Annotated in this window: 20 protein-coding genes; 15 read left to right on the top strand and 5 right to left on the bottom strand. The window is 72.3% G+C overall.

What is annotated here, in order from left to right; genetic code table 11:
• The first annotated feature begins 202 nt into the window (after positions 1 to 202).
• Positions 203 to 1,843, top strand: a complete 1,641-nt coding sequence (locus tag WN71_RS21895) for an ABC-F family ATP-binding cassette domain-containing protein (protein WP_046588552.1) — start codon at positions 203 to 205, stop codon at positions 1,841 to 1,843.
• A gap of 237 nt (positions 1,844 to 2,080) precedes the next feature.
• Here WN71_RS21895 and WN71_RS21900 read toward each other — a convergent pair whose 3' ends face one another.
• Positions 2,081 to 4,501 carry a Tex family protein gene (locus WN71_RS21900; RefSeq protein WP_046588550.1) on the bottom strand — a complete coding sequence of 807 codons (2,421 nt, stop codon included), beginning with the start codon at positions 4,499 to 4,501 and terminating at the stop codon, positions 2,081 to 2,083.
• 216 nt (positions 4,502 to 4,717) lie between these two features.
• Here WN71_RS21900 and WN71_RS21905 point away from each other — a divergent pair, with 216 nt between their 5' ends.
• Both WN71_RS21905 and WN71_RS21910 read left to right on the top strand, forming a co-directional pair.
• Positions 4,718 to 5,698, top strand: coding sequence for a GlxA family transcriptional regulator (locus tag WN71_RS21905; protein ID WP_046588548.1), 981 nt, complete (start codon positions 4,718 to 4,720; stop codon positions 5,696 to 5,698).
• Between the two features lie 10 nt (positions 5,699 to 5,708).
• On the top strand, positions 5,709 to 6,344 hold the full coding sequence (locus WN71_RS21910; protein ID WP_046588546.1) for a DJ-1/PfpI family protein: 636 nt from the start codon (positions 5,709 to 5,711) through the stop codon (positions 6,342 to 6,344).
• A gap of 122 nt (positions 6,345 to 6,466) precedes the next feature.
• Here WN71_RS21910 and WN71_RS21915 read toward each other — a convergent pair whose 3' ends face one another.
• A complete protein-coding gene (locus WN71_RS21915) occupies positions 6,467 to 7,216 on the bottom strand; it encodes an enoyl-CoA hydratase/isomerase family protein (protein ID WP_046588544.1) in 750 nt (249 codons plus the stop codon).
• A 269-nt stretch (positions 7,217 to 7,485) separates the two neighbouring features.
• Here WN71_RS21915 and WN71_RS21920 point away from each other — a divergent pair, with 269 nt between their 5' ends.
• The gene (locus WN71_RS21920; RefSeq protein WP_046588542.1) at positions 7,486 to 8,004 is read left to right on the top strand and encodes an ATP-binding protein; all 519 of its coding nucleotides are present in this window, start codon (positions 7,486 to 7,488) and stop codon (positions 8,002 to 8,004) included.
• A gap of 3 nt (positions 8,005 to 8,007) precedes the next feature.
• Here WN71_RS21920 and idi read toward each other — a convergent pair whose 3' ends face one another.
• The 3 genes from idi to galE all read right to left on the bottom strand — a co-directional run bounded on the left by idi (position 8,008) and on the right by galE (position 10,954).
• Positions 8,008 to 8,601 carry an isopentenyl-diphosphate Delta-isomerase gene (idi, locus tag WN71_RS21925; protein WP_046588540.1) on the bottom strand — a complete coding sequence of 198 codons (594 nt, stop codon included), beginning with the start codon at positions 8,599 to 8,601 and terminating at the stop codon, positions 8,008 to 8,010.
• 231 nt (positions 8,602 to 8,832) lie between these two features.
• Positions 8,833 to 9,777, bottom strand: coding sequence for a cation diffusion facilitator family transporter (locus WN71_RS21930; protein WP_046588538.1), 945 nt, complete (start codon positions 9,775 to 9,777; stop codon positions 8,833 to 8,835).
• A gap of 208 nt (positions 9,778 to 9,985) precedes the next feature.
• A complete protein-coding gene (gene galE, locus WN71_RS21935) occupies positions 9,986 to 10,954 on the bottom strand; it encodes a UDP-glucose 4-epimerase GalE (protein ID WP_046588536.1) in 969 nt (322 codons plus the stop codon).
• A 290-nt stretch (positions 10,955 to 11,244) separates the two neighbouring features.
• On the opposite strand from galE, the gene WN71_RS21940 reads away from it, so the two are divergent.
• From WN71_RS21940 to hpnE, 11 genes are all read left to right on the top strand, one after another.
• Entirely contained in the window at positions 11,245 to 13,041 is a 1,797-nt protein-coding gene (locus tag WN71_RS21940) for a DUF5941 domain-containing protein (RefSeq protein WP_046588534.1), read from the top strand.
• Complete coding sequence (locus WN71_RS21945) at positions 13,038 to 13,790, top strand: phosphocholine cytidylyltransferase family protein (protein WP_046588532.1); 753 nt, start codon at positions 13,038 to 13,040, stop codon at positions 13,788 to 13,790. Before WN71_RS21940 ends, WN71_RS21945 begins: the two co-directional genes overlap by 4 nt.
• Positions 13,778 to 14,839 carry an iron-containing alcohol dehydrogenase family protein gene (locus WN71_RS21950; RefSeq protein ID WP_046588530.1) on the top strand — a complete coding sequence of 354 codons (1,062 nt, stop codon included), beginning with the start codon at positions 13,778 to 13,780 and terminating at the stop codon, positions 14,837 to 14,839. Before WN71_RS21945 ends, WN71_RS21950 begins: the two co-directional genes overlap by 13 nt.
• Positions 14,817 to 15,596, top strand: a complete 780-nt coding sequence (locus WN71_RS21955; protein ID WP_046588528.1) for a CDP-alcohol phosphatidyltransferase family protein — start codon at positions 14,817 to 14,819, stop codon at positions 15,594 to 15,596. Before WN71_RS21950 ends, WN71_RS21955 begins: the two co-directional genes overlap by 23 nt.
• A 5-nt stretch (positions 15,597 to 15,601) precedes the next feature.
• Positions 15,602 to 16,474: a glycosyltransferase family 2 protein gene (locus WN71_RS21960; RefSeq protein ID WP_046588526.1), complete on the top strand. Its 873-nt coding sequence runs from the start codon at positions 15,602 to 15,604 to the stop codon at positions 16,472 to 16,474.
• 92 nt (positions 16,475 to 16,566) lie between these two features.
• The gene (locus WN71_RS21965; protein ID WP_046588523.1) at positions 16,567 to 17,493 is read left to right on the top strand and encodes an ABC transporter permease; all 927 of its coding nucleotides are present in this window, start codon (positions 16,567 to 16,569) and stop codon (positions 17,491 to 17,493) included.
• Positions 17,486 to 18,265, top strand: coding sequence for an ABC transporter ATP-binding protein (locus tag WN71_RS21970; protein WP_046588521.1), 780 nt, complete (start codon positions 17,486 to 17,488; stop codon positions 18,263 to 18,265). The genes WN71_RS21965 and WN71_RS21970 overlap by 8 nt, the downstream gene beginning before the upstream one ends.
• A gap of 371 nt (positions 18,266 to 18,636) precedes the next feature.
• On the top strand, positions 18,637 to 19,539 hold the full coding sequence (hpnC, locus tag WN71_RS21975) for a squalene synthase HpnC (protein WP_071369870.1): 903 nt from the start codon (positions 18,637 to 18,639) through the stop codon (positions 19,537 to 19,539).
• Positions 19,536 to 20,486 carry a presqualene diphosphate synthase HpnD gene (gene hpnD, locus WN71_RS21980; RefSeq protein WP_046588516.1) on the top strand — a complete coding sequence of 317 codons (951 nt, stop codon included), beginning with the start codon at positions 19,536 to 19,538 and terminating at the stop codon, positions 20,484 to 20,486. The genes hpnC and hpnD overlap by 4 nt, the downstream gene beginning before the upstream one ends.
• A complete protein-coding gene (locus tag WN71_RS43480; RefSeq protein WP_420856517.1) occupies positions 20,486 to 20,626 on the top strand; it encodes a DUF6380 family protein in 141 nt (46 codons plus the stop codon). Before hpnD ends, WN71_RS43480 begins: the two co-directional genes overlap by 1 nt.
• Complete coding sequence (gene hpnE / locus WN71_RS21985; protein WP_079178019.1) at positions 20,623 to 22,077, top strand: hydroxysqualene dehydroxylase HpnE; 1,455 nt, start codon at positions 20,623 to 20,625, stop codon at positions 22,075 to 22,077. Before WN71_RS43480 ends, hpnE begins: the two co-directional genes overlap by 4 nt.
• Positions 22,078 to 22,135: the final 58 nt, after the last annotated feature.

Raw genomic sequence — 22,135 nt, forward strand, 5'->3', positions numbered from 1 at the left:
GACGTGCCCGCACGGGTTCACGTGCCGACCGAGGCATATGCCTAGGGGGCGCGGGGAACTGCGCGACCAGCCACGACGCACCCGCACCGACCCCCGAGCCGAACCCCCCACCCCCCAAGGGGCGCGAGGAACTACGCAATCACCCGCGACGCCCCACGCAGGGACACCGCACGTCGTCCGTCCCACTAAAATCAACCCCCTGATGACTGCCACCCTCGTCGTGAAGAACCTCGCCGCCGGCCACGGCGACCGCTCGCTGTTCGCCGGGCTCGACCTCGTCGTCGCGCCCGGAGACGTCATCGGTCTCGTCGGTGCCAACGGCGCGGGCAAGTCCACCCTGCTGCGGCTGCTCGCCGGGCTCGCCGCCCCCGAACAGGGCGAGCTGAAGCTCTCCCCGCCGACCGCGACCGTCGGCCACCTGCCCCAGGAGCCGGACCGCCGCCCCGGCGAGACGGTCCGCGAGTTCCTCGCCCGCCGCACCGGCGTGGCCGAGGCGCAGCGCGCGATGGACGAGGCCACCCAGGCGCTCGTCGACGGCGCCCCCGGCGCGGACGACGCCTACGCCACCACCCTGGAGCGCTGGCTCGACCTCGGCGGCGCCGACCTCGACGAGCGCGCCGAGGAGGTGGCCGGCACCCTCAACCTCGGCGTCGGCCTCGACCAGCCGATGACCTCCCTGTCCGGCGGCCAGGCCGCCCGCGCCTCGCTCGCCTCCCTCCTGCTGTCCCGCTACGACGTCTTCCTCCTCGACGAGCCCACCAACGACCTCGACCTGGACGGCCTGGAGCGGCTCGAACGCTTCGTGCAGGGCCTGCGCGCCGGGACCGTCGTCGTCAGCCACGACCGCGAGTTCCTCACCCGCACGGTCACCAAGGTCCTCGAACTCGACCTGGCACAGGGGCAGATCAACCTCTACGGCGGCGGATACGCGGCCTATCTGGAGGAGCGCGACGTCGCCCGGCGGCACGCCCGGGACGACTACGAGGAGTACGCCGACAAGCGCGCCGCCCTCCAGGACCGGGCGCAGATGCAGCGCTCCTGGATGGACAAGGGCGTGAAGAACGCCCGCCGCAAGGCGAACAACGACAACGACAAGATCGGCCGCAAGTTCCGCAGCGAGGCCAGCGAGAAGCAGGCCGCCAAGGCGCGTCAGACGCAGCGCATGATCGAGCGGCTGGACGTCGTCGAGGAACCCCGCAAGGAGTGGGAGCTGCGGATGGAGATCGCGTCCGCGGCCCGCTCCGGGGCCGTCGTCGCGACGCTGCGCGACGCCGAGGTGCGGCGCGGGGACTTCACCTTCGGGCCGGTCTCCCTCCAGGTCGACTGGGCCGACCGGATCGCGGTCACCGGAGCCAACGGCGCGGGCAAGTCCACGCTGCTCGGCGCCCTGCTGGGCCGGGTCCCGCTGGACGCCGGACACGCGTCCCTCGGCTCCGGCGTGCTGGTCGGCGAGGTCGATCAGGCCCGCGCCCTGTTCCACGGCCCGCAGTCCCTGCTGGACGCCTTCTGCGCGGCCGTACCGGACACCGAGCCGGTCGAAGTGCGCACGCTGCTGGCCAAGTTCGGGCTGAAGTCCGACCACGTGCTGCGCCCCGCGACGAGCCTGTCCCCGGGCGAGCGCACCCGGGCGGCGCTGGCGCTGCTCCAGGGCCGGGGTGTCAACCTGCTCGTCCTCGACGAGCCGACCAACCACCTCGACCTGCCCGCCATCGAGCAGTTGGAGTCCGCGCTCGACGCCTACGAGGGCACCCTCCTGCTGGTCACCCACGACCGCCGGATGCTCGACGCGGTCCACGTGACCCGCCGCCTGGAGGTCACCGCAGGCAAGGTGACGGAGAGCTAGTTCCGAGGACGGTCCTCGCCCCTTTCCCTCTCACGGAACCCGAGGACCGCCCGCTCCACCCGGCCCGATGCGCCCGACGCGTCACCGCGTCCCCGGCGCCGCATCGGGACTGTACGCACGCTGCCCTACCGCGTCATCGGTCGGCCGGATGCCGTCCGGCGTCACCGCGCGCCGGACCCCGCACAGCCGCACCGGGCCCGGCGACCACACCTCGTGGTCCCCGGGCCCGGGTGCGGGTCAGCGGCGGCCCTTGTCGCCCGGGTCGACGAGGCCCGCGCGGCGCAGGGCGTCGGCCATGGCGCTGTTCGCCGGGGGCGGCGCCGACTGGCGGTTGCCGCCACCGGACTTGCCGCCGCCGGACTGCCGGCCGGCGCCGGTGGACTGGCGGTTCTGCCGCTGCTGCGGCGGGCGGCCGCCGCCGCGCCGGCCGCGGGCGCCCGGATCGGCCTGCTCGCCGCCCTGCGCGGCCGCCTCGTCGTCCAGCCGCAGCGTCAGCGAGATCCGCTTGCGCGGGATGTCCACGTCCAGGACCTTCACCTTGACGATGTCACCCGGCTTGACGACGTCCCGCGGGTCCTTGACGAACGTCCTGGACATCGCGGAGACATGGACGAGGCCGTCCTGGTGCACGCCGACGTCCACGAACGCGCCGAAGGCCGCCACGTTCGTCACGACGCCCTCCAGGACCATGCCCGGCGCCAGGTCGGCGATCTTCTCGACGCCCTCCTTGAACGAGGCCGTCTTGAAGGCGGGCCGAGGGTCGCGTCCGGGCTTCTCCAGCTCCTTGAGGATGTCGGTCACGGTCGGCAGGCCGAAGGTGTCGTCGACGAACTCGTTCGCCTTGAGCGACCGCAGCACCGACGTGTTGCCGACGAGCGAGGCCACCGCCTGGCCGGTGGTCTTCACCATGCGGCGGACCACCGGATAGGCCTCCGGGTGCACGCTGGAGGCGTCCAGCGGGTCGCTGCCGCCGCGGATGCGCAGGAAGCCCGCGCACTGCTCGAACGCCTTCGGGCCGAGCCGGGCCACGTTCTTCAGCTCCCCGCGGGAGGTGAACGGGCCGTTGGAGTCGCGGTGCGCCACGATGTTCTCGGCGAGCGCCGAGGAGATCCCGGACACCCGCGAGAGCAGCGGCACGGACGCCGTGTTGACGTCCACGCCGACGCCGTTCACACAGTCCTCCACCACCGCGTCCAGCGAACGCGACAGCTTCACCTCGGACAGGTCGTGCTGGTACTGCCCGACCCCGATCGACTTCGGGTCGATCTTCACCAGTTCGGCCAGCGGGTCCTGGAGCCGGCGCGCGATGGACACCGCGCCGCGCAGCGACACGTCCATGTCCGGGAACTCCCGCGAGGCGTACGCGGAGGCCGAGTACACCGACGCGCCCGCCTCCGACACCATCACCTTGGTGAGCTTCAACTCCGGGTGCTTGGTGATGAGTTCACCGGCGAGCTTGTCGGTCTCGCGGGACGCCGTGCCGTTGCCGATCGCGATCAGCTCGACCTGGTGGCGCTGCGCGAGCACGGCCAGCTTGGCGATCGCCTCGTCCCACTTGTTGGCCGGGACGTGCGGGTAGATCACGTCGGTGGCCACGGCCTTGCCGGTCGCGTCGATCACCGCGACCTTCACGCCCGTGCGGAAGCCCGGGTCCAGGCCCAGCGTGGCGCGGGTGCCCGCCGGGGCGGCGAGCAGCAGGTCGCGCAGGTTGGCCGCGAACACGTCGACCGCCTCGTCCTCGGCCGCCGTGCGCAGCCGCAGCCGCAGGTCGATCCCGAGGTGCACCAGGATGCGGGTCCGCCAGGCCCAGCGGACGGTGTCCGCGAGCCACTTGTCGCCCGGCCGGCCCTGGGCGGCGATGCCGAACCGGCCCGCCACGATGCCCTCGTACGACGACGGGCCCTCGGTCGGCTCCTCCGGCTCCAGGACGAGGTCGAGGACCTCCTCCTTCTCGCCGCGCAGCATCGCGAGGATCCGGTGCGAGGGCAGCTCGGTGAAGGGCTCGGCGAAGTCGAAGTAGTCGGCGAACTTGGCGCCCGCCTCCTCCTTGCCGTCGCGCACCTTCGCCGCGAGGCGCCCGCGCGTCCACATGCGCTCGCGCAGCTCGCCGATCAGGTCCGCGTCCTCGGAGAAGCGCTCGGTGAGGATGGCGCGCGCGCCGTCCAGGGCGGCCTGCGGATCGGCGACGCCCTTGTCCGCGTCGACGAACGCGGCCGCCGCGGCGAGCGGGTCGACGGACGGGTCCCCGAGCAGCCCCTCGGCCAGCGGTTCGAGACCGGCCTCGCGCGCGATCTGCGCCTTCGTACGGCGCTTCGGCTTGTACGGCAGGTAGATGTCCTCGAGCCGCGCCTTGGTCTCGGCGGCGCGGATCTGCGCCTCCAGCTCCTCGGTCAGCTTGCCCTGCTCACGCACCGACTCCAGGATCGCGGTCCGCCGCTCCTCCAGCTCCCGCAGATACCGCAGCCGCTCCTCGATCGTGCGCAGCTGCGCGTCGTCGAGCATCTCGGTCGCTTCCTTGCGGTAGCGCGCGATGAAGGGCACGGTCGAACCGCCGTCGAGCAGTTCCACGGCGGATCTGACCTGCCGCTCCCTTACGCCGAGCTCCTCGGCGATCCTGCCTTCGATGGACCCTGCTGCCAGGGACCCGGGTGTCGTCACGATCCGGTACCGCCTTCTCCGCTTCGGGTTGCGCGGCAATTGTGGCAGGTGGCGCCGACAGGTGGGGATCAGGGCGGCCACCGGCACGGCGCGTCCTGCCCCCGTCGACCCAGGTCCGCGTCGCCTCCGGCGCCGCCGGCCGAGGATACGGACATGGCAGGAAAGGTGGGGTTCTCGTCATTGCTGCCCCGGCCGGGTCCGCGAAGAATCGGAGCCATGACGCAGCGCACCGTTCTCGTCGTCCTCTTCGACGGCGTGCAGAGTCTCGACGTCACCGGTCCCCTGGAGGTCTTCGCGGGCGCGGAGACGCACACCCCGGGCAGCTACCGGATCCGTACGGCCTCCCTCGACGGCTCGGCCGTCCGCACCTCCAGCGGACTCACCCTCGTACCGGACGGGGCGCTGGCCGGCGGACCCGCGCCGCACACCCTCGTCGTCCCCGGCGGCCGGGGCACCCGGCATCCCGACCCGGCCCTGGTCGACCTCCTGGGCGACCTGGGGCCGCGCGCCGAGCGCCTGGTGTCCGTGTGCACCGGCGCGATCCTGCTGGCCCGTGCCGGGCTGCTGGACGGCCGCCGGGCCACCACCCACTGGGCGTACTGCGACCGGCTCGCCCGCGACCACCCGGCCGTGCACGTCGATCCGGACCCCATCTTCGTGCGCGACGGCCGGGTCGCCACCTCCGCCGGGGTCACCTCCGGCATCGACCTGGCGCTCGCCCTGGTCGAGGAGGACCTCGGGCGGGACACCGCCCTCACCGTCGCCCGCCACCTGGTCGTCTTCCTGCGCAGGCCCGGCAACCAGGCCCAGTTCAGCGCGCAGCTCGCGGCGCAGACCGCGCGGCGCGACCCGCTGCGCGAGGTCCAGCAGTGGATCACCGAGCATCCGGGCGGCGACCTGTCCGTCGAGGCGCTGGCCGCCCGCGCCCGGCTCTCGCCCCGCCACTTCGCCCGCGCCTTCCAGGCCGAGACCGGCACCACCCCCGGCCGCTACGTCGACCGGGTCCGCCTCGAACACGCCCGTCGGCTCCTGGAGGACACCGGCGACGGCGTGGAGGAGATCTCGCGCGCCAGCGGCTACGGCACCCCCGAGGCGATGCGGCGCGCGTTCGTCAAGGCGCTCGGCACGGCTCCCGCGGAGTACCGCCGCCGCTTCCGCCCCGCGCCCGCCACCACCCTGCGCACACCCACCCGCTGAAGGGACTTCCATGCAGATCGCCATCCTGCTCTACGACCGCTTCACCGCCCTCGACGCGGTGGGACCGTACGAGACGCTGAGCCGGCTGCCGGGCGCCGAGACCGTGTTCGTGGCCGAGCGCACCGGGCCCGTCCGCAACGAGACCGGCAACCTCGCGCTGACCGCGGACCGCACGCTGGCGGAGGTGCCGGAGCCGGGCATCGTCGTCGTCCCGGGCGGGCCCGGCCAGTCCGCGCAGATGACGAACGGCGCGCTGCTCGACTGGCTGCGCGCCGCGGACGCCGGCAGCGAGTGGACCACGTCCGTGTGCACCGGGTCGCTGCTGCTGGGCGCCGCCGGGCTGCTCACCGGCCGATCGGCCACCAGCCACTGGCTCGCGCTGGAACAGCTGCGGGCCCACGGCGCCGAACCCACCGGCCGCCGCGTGGTCTTCGACGGCAAGTACGTCACCGCCGCCGGTGTCTCCTCCGGGATCGACATGGGCCTCGCCCTGCTGGGTCGGATCGCGGGCGACGACCACGCGCGCGCCGTGCAGCTGCTGACCGAGTACGACCCGCAGCCGCCGTACGACAGCGGGTCGCCTCAGAAGGCTCCGGCGCACCTGGTCGCGGAGTTCCGCGGCAGGAGCCGCTTCCTCCTGACGTGAACCGCCGCGCCCCGGGCCGCCGTTCGGCCAGGAGGCGGTCGGGCGGCCGTCCGCCGGCGAACCGGCGGCGATCCGATGGGGATACGGCGGCGATACGGCACCGGTCCGGCGGGGATCCGGTGTCAGTCCGACGGCGTCCAGGTGAAGCGTGGCGCCCGGCGCTCCAGGAACGCGGTCACGCCCTCCGCCGTGTCCGTGGCGGCGCGGGCCTGCCGTGACCAGTGGGCGTCCCGGTCCGTGCGGCCGTCGGCGAACTCCTTCGCCGCTGCCTGCGTCAGCTGCGAGCGCGTCGCCAGGACGCGGGTGAACTCGGCGACCCGTTTGTCGAGTTCGCCCTCCTCCAGCACCTCGTCCACCAGGCCGGTGCGCAGCGCCCGGTCCGTGTCGATCAACTCACCCGAGAACAGCAGGTACTTGGCGGCCGCGGGCCCCACCAGTGCGACGAGCCGGCGGGTCGAGGAGGCCGGGTAGACGATCCCGAGCTTCGCCGGTGTCACGCCGAACAGCGTGCCCTGCGCCGCGAACCGCAGATCGCACGCCGCGGCCAGCTGCGCCCCACCGCCCACGCAGTGTCCCCGGATCGCGGCCAGGGTCGGCTTCGGGAACGTGGCGAGCGCCTCCTCCGCGGCGACGGCGAGCCGCTGGGCCTCCTCCGGCGAGCCGCGCAGCGTCGAGATGTCGGCCCCGGCGCAGAAGGTGCCGCCCGCCCCGGTGAGCACCAGGGCCCGCACGGCGGGGTCGCGGGCGAGGGAGCCGAGCAGCGGGGGCAGCGCCGCCCACATCGCGGCCGTCATCGCGTTGCGCTTGGCCGGATGGTCGATGACGACGGTGGCGACCGAGTCGGTCACCTCGTGCAGCAGCTGGGGCTCCATGCGCCGGATGCTATCCGGGCCACCACGGCCGGGCCGTCCGCGGGGCGGGGCCCCGGGGCCGCTCAGGGGATGGCAAACCCGTACAACCGTAATAAGTTGAAAAGCTGGCGCAGCAGCGCCATCTTCGGTCGGGAGTCTGTCATTTTCGGTCGCAGGCGATCGAATGTGCTCGATATTCGTCTACTTGCGTTCAGAACTCGGGTGTAACGCGGCGCGTTACCAACACTCGACATGTGGTGACAATCGAGCGCAAGGGTGGCGACCGGACGATGGAGAACCACGGGCGTGGGTTCGGCCCTCGCCCAGAGAGCGGCGGAGTACCCCTCGACGGCGTACCCGGGCCCCGGCCGCCGCAGCCGTTGCCGTACGAAGGGGTGTGGCGGTTCACCGCCGCCGCCGTCGACGCCTCGGTCCCGCAGGCCCGGCACGCGGTGCGCGACCTGCTCTTCCGCCAGGGCGTACCGGTCTCGGACGATCTGGTCCACGGACTGCTGCTGATCGTCTCGGAGCTCGTCACCAACGCGGTCAAGCACGCGGCGCTGCTGTCGCCGACGCTCGCCGTCGAGGTCGCCGTGGGAGCCGAGTGGGTGCGGGTGTCCGTCGAGGACAACCACCCCTACCGGCCCACCGCCCTGGAGACCGCCCACAGCGAGACGGGCGGCAGGGGTCTGCTGCTGGTGCGCGAGGTCACCCTGGAGGCGGGCGGCGTGTGCGACGTCGAGCACACGGCGAGCGGCGGCAAGGTGATCTGGGCCGCCCTGCCGCTCAAGCCGGTGCGGGTGGGGTGAGGTTCACCAGTCCGCGGACGCGCCCGTCAGCTCCCTGACCGCGGGGCGCGCCGCGTCCAGCACGGTGTAGAACCACGACGAGAAGGTGTCCTTCGCGTGCCGCTCCGCCAGCTCGTCGGGGGTCACGAACGCCGTCGCGCCGACCTCCTCCGGGTCCGGCCGCAGCGGGGACTGCACCAGCCCCACGAAGAGATGGTTGTACTCCTGCTCCACCAGGCCCGAGTCCGGGTCCGGGTGGTTGTAGCGCACGGTGCCCGCCTCGGCGAGCAGCGAGGGGGAGACCCCGAGCTCCTCGTACGTGCGCCGGGCCGCCGCCGCGAACGGCGCCTCGCCCGGGTAGGGGTGGCCGCAGCAGGTGTTGGACCAGACGCCGGGGGAGTGGTACTTGCCGAGCGCCCGCTGCTGGAGCAGCAGCCGGCCGCGCTCGTCGAAGAGGAACACCGAGAACGCCCGGTGCAGCTGTCCCGGCGGCTGGTGGGCGGCGAGCTTCTCCGCGGTGCCGATCGTCACACCGTTCTCGTCGACCAGTTCCAGCAGAATCGCGTCAGCGGTGCCGTTCGACGCCGTGTGCGGCGCGGTGGCAGGTGTGATCGGCATACCCATCCTTCGCATCGGTCTCGGGACCCAAGTCTGCCGTACGAATCCGGCACTCCCGGACATCGCTGTTGATCGTGCCCGGCGCGGCGGACCGAGAACCGCCCGTCGGTCTCGCACACGCGTCGGAGGGCGTCCGGGTGCGACCGCTCCATGCAGCTGCTTGATGCACCTGCTTCGTACACCCTCTTCGTACACCCTCGTGGGCCCTGGCGGGGGACCGCCCCCCGCGCCTCAGTGGCAGAGCCGCGCCTCGTGCTCCGCGTGCCCGCCGGGCTCCAGCTGGAAGGTGCAGTGCTCGACGTCGAAGTGGCCGCCGAGGCACTCCTGGAGCTCGTGCAGCATCTTCTCGTGGCCGATGGCGGTCAGCAGGTCGGAGGCCACCACGACGTGCGCGGACAGCACCGGAAGCCCGGAGGTGATCGTCCAGGCGTGCAGGTCGTGCACGTCCTCGACGCCGTCCAGGGCGAGGATGTGCGAGCGCACCTCGGCCATGTCGACGCCCTTGGGCGCGGCCTCCAGCAGCACGTCGAGCGTCTCGCGCAGCAGCTTCACCGTGCGCGGGACGATCAGCACGCCGATGGCGATGGACGCGATCGGGTCGGCCGCCTGCCAGCCGGTGGTCAGGATCACCGCACCGGCGATCAGCACCGCCGTCGACCCCAGCGCGTCCGCGGCGACCTCCAGGAAGGCGGCCCGCACGTTCAGGCTGTCGGCCTGGCCGCCCATCAGCACCATCAGCGAGACCATGTTCGCGAAGAGGCCGATCACGCCGAACACCAGGGTCAGCCCGCCCGCCGTGTCGGCGGGCGTGAAGAACCGCTGGACGGCCTCGAACAGGACGTACCCGCCCACGCCGAGCAGCAGCAGGCAGTTCGCGAGCGCGGCGAGGATCTCCGCGCGGGCGTACCCGAAGGTGCGCTTCTCGCTCGGCGGGCGGTTCGCGAAGTGGATCGCGAGCAGGGCCATGACGAGGCCCAGGGCGTCGGTGGCCATGTGCGCCGAGTCGGCGATCAGCGCGAGCGAGTCCGCGAGGACGCCGCCGACGACCTCGACCACCATCACGCCGAGGGTGATGCCCAGCGCGATCCGCAGCCTGCCGCGGTGCGCGGCCGAGGCGGTGCCGCCGCCCGGAGCGCCGTGCGCGTGCCCGTGCGCGTGATCGTGACCGGCCCCCATGGCCCTCCGCCCTTCGGTGTCGTGTCCGGCTGTCCGGCGGTCCGGTCCTCGGGTGAGGAGTTCCCGGTGAGGAGTTCCCGCCGGCCGTGCCGTACGCATGCCCGTACGGCTCCACAGTGAACTACGGGTGGGGGGTATCGGGCAACGCGGCACTGAACACCGTTGTCATGTGCTCTGACCTGCGCAAACGAAACGCAGGTCAGACCCCTCACGCGCCCTGGTGCAGCACCCAGCCCTGCCACGCCGACGCGACCATCTCCCGCACCCCGAGCCGCGCCCGCCAGCCCAGCTCCTCGGCCGCGAGGTCGGCCGACGCGACCGCGCGCGGCGCGTCGCCGGGGCGGCGCGGCTCCACCAGCGCGGCCCGGTACTCGCCGGTCACCTCGCCGATCGTGGTGATCATCTCCCGTACCGAGACGCCCGTCCCGCGCCCGATGTTGACCGTCAGGTCACCCCGCGCGCCGTCGGCGAGCCGCCGCGCCGCCGCCAGATGCGCCTCGGCCAGGTCGGCCACGTGGATGTAGTCGCGGACGCAGGTGCCGTCCGGCGTCGGGTAGTCGTCGCCGAAGATCCGCGGGGCCTCGTCGCGGCTGAGCCGGTCGAAGACCATCGGCACGATGTTGAACACCCCGGTGTCGGCCAGCTCCGGCGCCGCGGCACCCGCCACGTTGAAGTAGCGCAGGCAGGTGGTGGCCATGCCGTGCGCCTGTCCGGCCGCGCGGACCAGCCACTCCCCGGCGAGCTTGGTCTCGCCGTAGGGGTTGACCGGGGCGCAGGGGGTGTCCTCGGTGATCAGTTCCGTGTCCGGGTCGCCGTAGACCGCCGCGGAGGAGGAGAAGACGAAGCGGCCGACGCCCGCCTTCGCGGCGGCGTCGAGGAGCGTGCCGAGGCCGCCCACGTTCTCCCGGTAGTAGTAGGTGGGCCGCGCGACGGACTCGGCGACCTGCTTGCGGGCGGCCAGGTGCACGATGCCCGTCACCTCGTGTTCGCCCAGCAGTCGCTCGAGCAGCTCGGGGTCGCTCGCCGAGCCCCGCTCCAGCGGCACGCCCTCGGGCAGTCGCGCCGCGTGCCCCGCCGACAGGTCGTCGAGCACGACCACACGCTCGCCGGCCGCCGTCATGGCGCGCGTCACATGGGCCCCTATGTATCCGGCACCGCCGGTGATCAGCCACGTCATGGTCGCCCACCCTACGTGCCGCCCCGAACGCCGCCGGTCGCCCCGAGGGCGCCATATAGGAGGTATGCCGGAAGTGGGGCGGAGTTTGTCGCGCGCGCCGGGCATCGCCGATGATGATCGAGGCGAAGGCGCAGGCAGACCGGGTTGATGCGGCAGTGAACGCCCGGTGAACGCAAACTTCTCATCATCGGATAGCCTCTGCCGACATGCCGCCCCGGCGCCGCCGGCAAGGGCGCCACCATCATGCTCATGACCGGCGCGCGCCGTCGGCACCCAGGGAGTGAGTTCGGTTGTCGACCGCCATCCTCACCGGTCAGCCGGTACCCGGCTCGTCGATCGAAGGCGATCTGCGGTCCCTCGGCTATGAGGTACGGATCGCCGCCGATGCCGCCGACGCCGGGCAGCTGCTCGCCGCGGTCCCGGCCGCCGAGCGGGTGGCCGTCGTGGACGCCCGCTTCGTCGGGCACGTGCACTCCCTGCGGCTCGGCCTCACCGACCCCCGCTTCGACCTCGCCGCCGTCCGTGGCGCCGTGACCGCCCAGAGCGCCGGACGCCCGGCCCTGGTGCGCGCGCTGGCCCGGCAGACCTCCGAGCGCGGCGGCACCGCGCTCGCCGTGGACAGCCTCGCCGACCGCGTCGTCACCGCCCTGGACGCCGACGGCGCCGAGGTGCACCGCCCCGACCTGGGCAGTCTCGTCGCCGCCGTCCCCGCCGACCCGGAGGCCCGCAACGCGGCCCGGCAGGCCGTGGACGCCGTAGACGACGAGGCCGTACGCCTGAAGTCGGCCGTGAAGGCCCGCGACGGCTTCTTCACCACCTACTGCATCAGCCCGTACTCCCGCTACATCGCCCGCTGGTGCGCCCGCCGGGGCCTGACCCCCAACCAGGTCACCACCGCCTCCCTGATCACCGCGCTGATCGCGGCGAGCTGCGCGGCCACCGGCACCCGGGGCGGCTACATTGCCGCGGGCGTGCTGCTGATCTGCTCCTTCGTGCTGGACTGCACCGACGGACAGCTGGCCCGCTACTCGCTCCAGTACTCCACGCTCGGCGCCTGGCTCGACGCCACCTTCGACCGGGCCAAGGAGTACGCCTACTACGCGGGCCTCGCGCTCGGGGCGGCCCGGGGCGGCGACGACGTATGGGCGCTCGCGCTCGGCGCGATGATCCTCCAGACCTGCCGGCACGTGGTCGACTTCTCGTTCAACGAGGCCAACCACGACGCCGCCGCCAACACCAGCCCCACGGCCGCCCTCTCCGACCGGCTCGACAGCGTCGGCTGGACGGTGTGGCTGCGGCGGATGATCGTGCTGCCGATCGGTGAGCGCTGGGCCATGATCGCCGTCCTCACGGCCGCCACCACCCCGCGGATCACCTTCTACGCCCTGCTCGTCGGCTGCGCCCTCGCGGCGACGTACACCACGGCGGGCCGGGTGCTGCGCTCGGTGACCCGCAAGGCGAGGCGCACCGACCGCGCGGCCCAGGCGCTCGCGGACCTCGCGGACAACGGCCCGCTCGCCGGTCTCGTGTCCCGCCGCCTGCCCGCCCCGGTCGGCGGCCCGCTCCTGGCGGCCCTCGCCGGTGTGGCGATTCTCGCGGTGTCCCTCTTCACCGGCCCCGCCTGGGCGCCGGTCGCGGGCGCCGTCGTGTACGTCCTGACCTCGGGCCTGGCCCTCGCCCGCCCGCTCAAGGGCGCCCTGGACTGGCTGGTCCCGCCGCTGTTCCGGGCCGCCGAGTACGGCACCGTCCTCGTCCTCGCGGTCAAAGCGGACGTGAACGGAGCCCTTCCGGCAGCTTTCGGGCTGGTTGCGGCCGTCGCCTACCATCACTACGACACGGTGTACCGCATTCGCGGCAACGCCGGTGCGCCGCCGGCCTGGCTGGTGCGCGCCATCGGGGGGCAGGAAGGGCGGACGTTGCTGGTCACCGTCCTCGCCGTACTGCTCACCGCGGCTCAGTTCAAGGTCGCGCTCACGGTTCTCGCCGTGGCCGTCGCCCTCGTGGTGCTCGTCGAGAGCATCCGCTTCTGGGTGTCCGCCCATCTGGGTGGGGCACCCGCCGTTCACGATGAAGGAGAAACCGCATGATCGGCCTCGTGCTGGCGGCAGGCGCCGGACGGCGCCTTCGCCCCTACACCGACAGCCTTCCCAAGGCGCTGGTGCCGGTGGGCCCGGAGGGCAAGGAGGACTCGATCACGGTGCTCGACCTCACCCTCGGCAACTTCGCCGAGGTCGGTCTCACGGAGGTCGCGATCATCGTCGGCTACCGCAAGGAAGCCGTGTACGAGCGCAAGGCGGCCCTGGAGGCGAAGTACGGCCTCACCATCACGCTCATCGACAACGACAAGGCCGAGGAGTGGAACAACGCCTACTCCCTGTGGTGCGGCCGTGACGCCCTCAAGGACGGCGTGATCCTCGCCAACGGCGACACCGTCCACCCGGTCTCCGTCGAGAAGACGCTGCTCGCCGCGCGCGGCGAGGGCAAGAAGATCATCCTCGCCCTCGACACGGTGAAGTCCCTCGCCGACGAGGAGATGAAGGTCGTCGTCGACCCCGAGAAGGGCGTCCGCAAGATCACCAAGCTGATGGACCCCGCCGAGGCCACCGGCGAGTACATCGGTGTCACCCTCATCGAGGGCGACGCGGCCGCCGAGCTCGGCGACGCGCTGAAGACCGTGTGGGAGACCGACCCGCAGCAGTTCTACGAGCACGGCTACCAGGAGCTCGTGAACCGCGGCTTCACGATCGACACGGCGCCGATCGGCGACGTGCAGTGGGTCGAGATCGACAACCACGACGACCTCGCGCGCGGCCGGGAGATCGCGTGCCAGTACTGACACGGCTGATCCCCTCGCCGCTCGTCGTGGACATCCGCCCGGGTGCCCTCGACGACCTGGCGGGCGTGCTCGCCGACGAGCGCATCTCGACGTCGGGCCGCCTCGCCGTGGCCGTGAGCACCGGTTCCGGTGCCCGGCTGCGCGAGCGGCTCGCGCCGAGCCTGCCCGGCGCCACCTGGTACGAGGTCGGCGGCGGCACCCTCGACGACGCGGTCCGGCTGGCCGGTGCCATGAAGTCCGGCCGCTACGACGCGGTCGTGGGCCTCGGCGGCGGCAAGATCATCGACTGCGCCAAGTTCGCCGCGGCGCGCGTCGGGCTGCCCCTGGTCGCGGTGCCGACCAACCTCGCGCACGACGGTCTGTGCTCGCCGGTCGCCACCCTCGACAACGACGCGGGCCGCGGCTCCTACGGTGTGCCCAACCCGATCGCGGCCGTCATCGACCTCGACGTCATCCGCGAGGCCCCGGTGCGCTTCGTGCGCGCGGGCATCGGCGACGCCATCTCCAACATCAACTCGATCGCGGACTGGGAGCTCGCCAACCGGGTCAACGGCGAGAAGATCGACGGTCTCGCCGCGGCCATGGCCCGGCAGGCCGGCGAGGCCGTGCTGCGCCACCCCGGCGGGATCGGCGACAACGACTTCCTCCAGGTGCTGGCCGAGGCGCTGGTGCTGACCGGTATCGCGATGTCGATCTCCGGTGACTCGCGCCCCGCTTCGGGCTCCTGCCACGAGATCAACCACGCCTTCGACCTGCTCTACCCCAAGCGCGCGGCCAGCCACGGCGAGCAGTGCGGCCTGGGCGCGGCCTTCGCGATGTATCTGCGCGGGGCCCACGAGGAGGCGGCGCACACGGCGGAGGTACTGCGCCGGCACGGGCTTCCGGTGCTGCCGGAGGAGATCGGCTTCACGGTGGACGAGTTCGTCCGCGCCGTGGAGTTCGCCCCGGAGACCCGGCCCGGCCGCTACACGATCCTCGAACACCTCGACCTCAAGACCGACCAGATCAAGGACATCTACGCCGACTATGTCAAGGCCATCGGTAGCTGAACTGAGACCGGTCGTGCACCCCGCGGGGGTCAAGGACCGGCGCAGCGGTGAGCACTGGGCGGGACGCCTCTACATGCGCGAGGTGTCCCTGCGCGTCGACCGCTTCCTGGTGAACACCAAGGTCACGCCCAACCAGCTCACGTACCTGATGACCGTCTGCGGCGTGCTCGCGGCCCCGGCGCTGCTGGTGCCGGGGATCACGGGCGCGCTGCTCGGCGTCCTCGCCACCCAGCTGTACCTGCTGCTGGACTGCGTCGACGGGGAGATCGCCCGCTGGCGGAAGCAGTACTCGCTGGCCGGTGTCTACCTGGACCGGGTCGGTGCCTACCTCACCGACGCGGCCGTCCTGGTCGGCCTCGGTCTGCGCGCCGCCGACCTCTGGGGCGGCGGCCGGATCGACTGGCTGTGGGCGTTCCTCGGCACCCTCGCCGCGCTCGGCGCCATCCTGATCAAGGCCGAGACGGACCTGGTCGGCGTGGCCCGGCACCAGACCGGCAAGGAACCCGTCAAGGAGTCCGCGTCCGAGCTGCGCTCCTCCGGCATGGCGCTGGCCCGCCGCGCGGCCGGGGCGCTGAAGTTCCACCGGCTGATCCTCGGCATCGAGGCGTCGCTGCTGATCGTGGTCCTCGCGATCGCGGACCAGATCCACGGCGACCTGTTCTTCACCCGGCTGGGCACCGCCGTCCTCGCGGGCATCGCGATGCTCCAGACCCTGCTGCACCTGGTGTCCATCCTCGCTTCGAGCAGGCTGAAGTGAGCGGCATGAAGGTCGGCGCCGTCATCATCACGATGGGCAACCGGCCCGACGAGCTGCGGGCGCTGCTCGACTCGGTCGCCAAGCAGGACGGCGACCGGGTCGAGGTGGTCGTGGTCGGCAACGGCGCGCCCGTCCCGGACGTCCCCGAGGGCGTGCGGACCGTCGAGCTGCCCGAGAACCTGGGCATCCCCGGCGGCCGCAACGTCGGCATAGCGGCGTTCGGCCCCGGCGGCCGCGATGTCGACATATTGCTCTTCCTCGACGACGACGGGCTGCTCGCCCAGCACGACACCGCCGAACTGTGCCGGCAGGCCTTCGCCGCCGACCCGGCGCTCGGCATCATCAGCTTCCGCATCGCCGACCCGGACACCGGCGTCACGCAGCGCCGCCACGTGCCGCGGCTGCGGGCCGCCGACCCGATGCGCTCCTCGCGGGTCACCACGTTCCTCGGCGGTGCCAACGCCGTACGCACCGAGGTGTTCGCCCAGGTGGGCGGGTTGCCGGACGAGTTCTTCTACGCCCACGAGGAGACCGACCTCGCCTGGCGGGCCCTCGACGCGGGCTGGATGATCGACTACCGGTCCGACATGGTGCTGTACCACCCCACGACCGCCCCCTCGCGGCACGCGGTCTATCACCGCATGGTCGCCCGCAACCGGGTGTGGCTCGCACGGCGCAATCTGCCCGCGCTTCTCGTCCCCGTCTATCTCGGGGTGTGGATGCTGCTGACGCTCGTGCGCCGGCCGTCCCGTCCGGCCCTCCAGGCCTGGTTCGGCGGCTTCCGGGAGGGCTGGAGCACTCCGTGCGGTCCCCGTCGGCCCATGAAATGGCGGACGGTATGGCGGTTGACACGACTGGGCCGGCCCCCCGTCATCTGACAAGCTCGGTCTGAGAGCCCAGGGCCCCCACCGCGGCCCCCGGCCCCGCCGGGCCGGAGCAGCCGCGCATCTCTTGAACGAAAGATCCACCCGTGAGTGAGACAACGCAGGACGCCGTCGCGCCGCGCGCGACGGTGTCGCCCGACCAGCAACTGACCGCGGCGCAGCTCGCCGCGAAGTACGGGCTGGCCGTCAGCGGCGCCCGCCCCTCGCTGGCCGAGTACGCGCGCCAGCTGTGGGGACGGCGTCACTTCATCCTGGCCTTCTCGCAGGCGAAGCTGACCGCCCAGTACAGCCAGGCCAAGCTCGGCCAGCTGTGGCAGGTGGTGACCCCGCTGCTCAACGCGGGCGTGTACTACTTCATCTTCGGCGTCATCCTGCACGCCAACCGCGGTCTGCCGCAGAACGTCTACTTCCCGTTCCTGGTCACCGGCGTGTTCGTGTTCACGTTCACGCAGAGCTCGATCATGTCGGGCGTACGGGCGATCTCCGGCAACCTCGGCCTGGTGCGCGCGCTGCACTTCCCGAGGGCCTCGCTGCCCATCTCGTTCGCGCTCCAGCAGCTCCAGCAGCTGCTGTTCTCCATGATCGTGCTGTTCGTCGTCACGATCGCCTTCGGCAGCTACCCGGGCCTGTCCTGGTTCCTGATCCTGCCGGTCCTCGCGCTGCAGTTCCTGTTCAACACCGGGCTCGCGCTGATCGTCGCGAGGATGGGCGCCAAGACGCCCGACCTCGCGCAGCTGCTGCCGTTCATCCTGCGCACCTGGATGTACCTGTCCGGGGTCATGTTCTCCATCAGCCACCTGCTGGCGGGCCGCTCCGAGCTGTTCATCCGTGCGATGCAGGCGAACCCGGCCGCCGTCTACATGGACCTGATGCGCTTCGCGCTCATCGACGGCTACGGCGCCTCCAACCTGCCGCCGCACGTCTGGGCGCTGGCCCTGTTCTGGGCCGTGACCGTCTCCATCGGCGGCTTCGTGTACTTCTGGAAGGCGGAGGAGAGGTACGGCCGTGGCTGAACCGACCCAGGGGACCGTGTACCCCACAGTCATCGCGGACGACCTGCACATCGTCTACCGCGTGAACGGCGCGAAGTCCGGCAAGGGCAGCGCCACCTCGGCGCTCAGCCGGATCGTCAAGCGGGGCGAGGAGCGCGGCGTGCGCAAGGTGCACGCCGTGCGCGGGGTGTCCTTCGTCGCCTACAAGGGCGAGGCGATCGGCCTGATCGGCTCCAACGGCTCCGGCAAGTCGACGCTGCTGCGCGCGATCGCCGGTCTGCTGCCCGCGGAGAGCGGCAAGGTCTACACCCACGGCCAGCCCTCGCTGCTCGGTGTCAACGCGGCGCTGATGAACGACCTCACCGGCGAGCGCAACGTCATCCTGGGCGGTCTCGCCATGGGCATGACCCGCGAGGAGGTGAAGGCCCGCTACCAGGAGATCGTCGACTTCTCCGGCATCAACGAGAAGGGCGACTTCATCACCCTGCCGATGCGCACCTACTCCTCCGGCATGGCGGCCCGGCTGCGCTTCTCCATCGCCGCCGCCAAGGACCACGACGTCCTCATGATCGACGAGGCCCTCGCCACCGGTGACCGCAAGTTCCAGAAACGTTCCGAAGAGCGCATTCGCGAGCTGCGCAAGGAAGCCGGCACGGTGTTTCTGGTGAGTCACAACAACAAGTCGATCCGCGACACCTGCAACCGCGTGCTGTGGCTGGAGCGCGGCGAGCTGCGCATGGACGGCCCCACCGAAGAGGTGCTCAAGGAGTACGAGAAGTTCACGGGCAAGTAGCCCGATCCCGGTGCCGACACGCCGAGGGCCCCGCCGGAACTGTCCGGCGGGGCCCCGCGTCTGCAAAGGAAGCGTCAACTCGCGCCCGGCGTAGGAATCTTGACACCAATCGGTGTGTTGTTGTGATGTGCAGGACACCCCCCGTCAGCTCCATGCGTTGTACAACGTAAGCTGTACCGGTCCCTAAACGCGGCAAGTAGGGCGATAATGCGCGACACCCTCTGTCAGGGCCGCCGGGCGGGACGCCGGGCGGCGTGTCCGAAATAGTGTGTATTGGGTCGGCGGTGTAGAACGGGAGATGTGACGGCAATGGCTACGGAAACTCCCCAGCTCAACGCAGCACGTGCCGTCCCCGCCGCGGGCAGCCGACGGTGACGGGAGCGGACACCGCGCGCACCGGCGATCCCGAGCGCGCCACCCTGGAGAAGGCCGCGGGTGAGAACTTCCCCGTGGCACCTTTCTTCCTGCCCCGCGCCTGGCGCGACGACCTCATGGCGGTCTACGGCTTCGCCCGGCTGGTCGACGACATCGGCGACGGCGACCTCGCCCCCGGCGGCGCCGACGCCCGCCTGCTCGGCGTCGCCCCCGAGGCGGCCGACGACCGGCTCGCGATGCTCGACGCCTTCGAGGCGGACCTGCGGCGGGTCTTCGACGGCACCCCCCGCCACCCCCTGCTGCGCCGCCTGCAGCCCACGGTCCGCCGCTGCGCGCTGACCCCCGAGCCCTTCCTCGGCCTGATCGCCGCCAACCGCCAGGACCAGCTGGTCGGCCGGTACGAGACCTACGACGACCTGCTCGCCTACTGCGAGCTGTCCGCCAACCCCGTCGGCCGCCTGGTCCTCGCCGTCACCGGCACCGCGACCCCCGAGCGGATCGGCCGCTCCGACGCGATCTGCACCGCGCTCCAGATCGTCGAGCACCTCCAGGACGTCGCCGAGGACCTCGGCCGCGACCGCATCTACCTTCCCGCCGAGGACATGAAACGTTTCCATGTCCAGGAGGCGGATCTCGCCACGCCCTCCGCGGGCGCCTCCGTACGCGCACTGGTCGCATACGAAGCGCAACGCGCCCGCGATCTCCTGAATGAAGGCGCCCCCCTCGTGGGTAGCGTCCACGGCAGGTTGAAGCTGCTGCTCGCGGGGTTCGTGGCGGGGGGAAGGGCGGCGGTCCACGCGATCGTCGCCGCCGAATACGACGTACTTCCCGGCCCGCCCAAGCCCGGCAAGATCCGGCTGCTGCGTGAGGTGGGCGTGACCTTGCGAGGAGAGGGGTGATCCGGACCGTGGAGTTCGATCAGCACGCGTCCGCACCGGTACTCGCCGCTTACAGCTACTGCGAGGCCGTCACCGGGCAGCAGGCCCGGAACTTCGCCTACGGCATCCGGCTGCTGCCGGCGCCGAAGCGCCGCGCGATGTCCGCGCTCTACGCGTTCTCCCGGCGCGTGGACGACATCGGTGACGGAACGCTGGCCGACGACGTGAAGACCGCGCGGCTCGAGGAGACCCGGGCGCTGCTCACCCGGGTCCGCGAGGGCCGCGTCGAGGAGGACGACACCGACCCCGTCGCGGTCGCGCTCGCCCATGCCGCCGACCGGTTCCCGATCCCGCTCGACGGCCTGGACGAGCTGATCGACGGCGTGCTGATGGACGTCCGCGGCGAGACCTACGAGACCTGGGACGACCTGAAGGTCTACTGCCGCTGTGTCGCGGGCGCCATCGGCCGGCTCTCGCTCGGCGTGTTCGGCACCGCACCGGGCGCGCGCGGCGCCGAGCGCGCCCCCGAGTACGCCGACACGCTGGGCCTCGCGCTCCAGCTGACCAACATCCTCCGGGACGTACGCGAGGACGCCGAGGGCGGGCGGACCTATCTGCCCGCCGACGACCTCGCCAAGTTCGGCTGCTCGGCCGGTTTCGCCGGGGCGACGCCACCGGAGGGCTCCGACTTCGCGGGCCTCGTGCACTTCGAGGTCCGCCGGGCCCGCACCCTTTTCGCCGAGGGCTACCGGCTGCTCCCCCTGCTCGACCGGCGCAGCGGCGCGTGCGTCGCCGCGATGGCCGGCATCTACCGCAGGCTGCTCGACCGCATCGAGCGCGAGCCGGAGGCGACGCTGCGCGGCCGGGTCTCGCTGCCCGGACGCGAGAAGGCCTATGTCGCCGTGCGCGGTCTGTCGGGCCTGGACGCCCGCCATGTGTCCCGCAGGACCGTCAGGAGGCGCGCCTGATGGACAAAGCGGTGCCATCCGACCCGGGCCCTGGAAAACGGCGGGCAACCCTCCGCCGCGGCCCGGCGTCCCTGACTGCGACGGCAGGCGCCGCCCCGGTCCACCGGCGGCGCGGCCGGGCAGGGGAGGGCGCACGATGAACGACGGCACGCGGTCCGAGGGGCCGCCTGCGGACGTACCCGTACCGACCGGGCCGTCCGGACCGGCCGGAACACGCGGGCGCACCGCGGTCGTGATCGGCGGCGGGCTGGCGGGCATCACCGCCGCTCTCGCGCTCGCGGACGCGGGTGTCAGCGTCACCCTGCTCGAGGGCAGGCCGAGACTGGGCGGCCTCGCCTTCTCCTTCCAGCGCGGCGGACTGACCGTCGACAACGGCCAGCACGTCTACCTGCGCTGCTGCACCGCCTACCGCTGGTTCCTCGACCGCATCGAGGGCGCGGCGCTGGCACCGCTGCAGGATCGTCTCGACGTGCCCGTACTCGACGTGACCAGGCCCGAGGGGCGGCGGCTCGGCAGGCTGCGGCGCGATCCGCTGCCCGTGCCGCTGCATCTGGGCCGCTCGCTCGCCACCTACCCGCACCTGTCGCTCGCCGAGCGGGCCAGGGTCGGCCGCGCCGCGCTCGCGCTCAAGGGACTCGACCTCGCCGATCCGGCACTGGACGCACAGGACTTCGGCAGCTGGCTGACCGCGCACGGTCAGTCGGCGCGTGCCGTCGAGGCCCTGTGGGACCTGGTCGGGGTCGCCACCCTCAACGCGGTCGCGGGCGACGCCTCGCTGGGGCTCGCCGCGATGGTGTTCAAGACCGGTCTGCTGTCCGACCCGGGCGCGGCCGACATCGGCTGGGCGCACGTCCCGCTCGGGGAACTGCATGACCGGCTGGCCCGCAAGGCGCTCGACTCCGCGGGCGTCCGTACCGAGGTCCGTACACGCGTCACCTCCGTCTCTACCAACGAAAACGGGATCTGGAGCGTTCAGGTTCCCGGCGAGACGCACCTGGCCGACACCGTCGTCCTCGCGGTCGCCCAGCGCGAGGCCCACGACCTGCTCCCGGACGGCGCCCTCGACGCCCCCGAGGACCTGCTCGCGATCGGCACCGCGCCGATCCTCAACGTCCATGTCGTCTACGACCGCAAGGTCCTCGACGCGCCCTTCGTGGCCGCCCTCGGCACCCCGGTGCAGTGGGTCTTCGACCGCACCGACGCCTCGGGCCTGCGCGAGGGCCAGTACCTCGCGCTGTCCCAGTCGGCCGCCCAGGACGAGATCGACACCCCCGTGGCCACCCTGCGCGAGCGCTACCTGCCCGAGCTGGAACGGCTGCTGCCCGGTGCCCGCCGCGCCGCGGTCCAGGACTTCTTCGTCACCCGGGAGCGCACGGCGACGTTCGCTCCCACCCCCGGCGTCGGACGGCTGAGGCCCGGCGCCCGCACCAAGGCCCCCGGCCTGTACCTGGCCGGAGCGTGGACCGCCACCGGGTGGCCCGCGACCATGGAGAGCGCGGTCCGCAGCGGGGTGAACGCGGCCGACGCCGCGCTCGCCGCGCTGGGCAGGCCCCGCCCCCGTGCCCTCTTCGACGTCGAGGAGGCGGCATGACGCTCAGCGAGCACGGGGTCGGACCCCGCATTCCCGGTACCGCAACAAGAGGAGAGAC

This window comes from Streptomyces mangrovisoli, assembly GCF_000974985.2.
Lineage (GTDB): Bacteria > Actinomycetota > Actinomycetes > Streptomycetales > Streptomycetaceae > Streptomyces > Streptomyces mangrovisoli.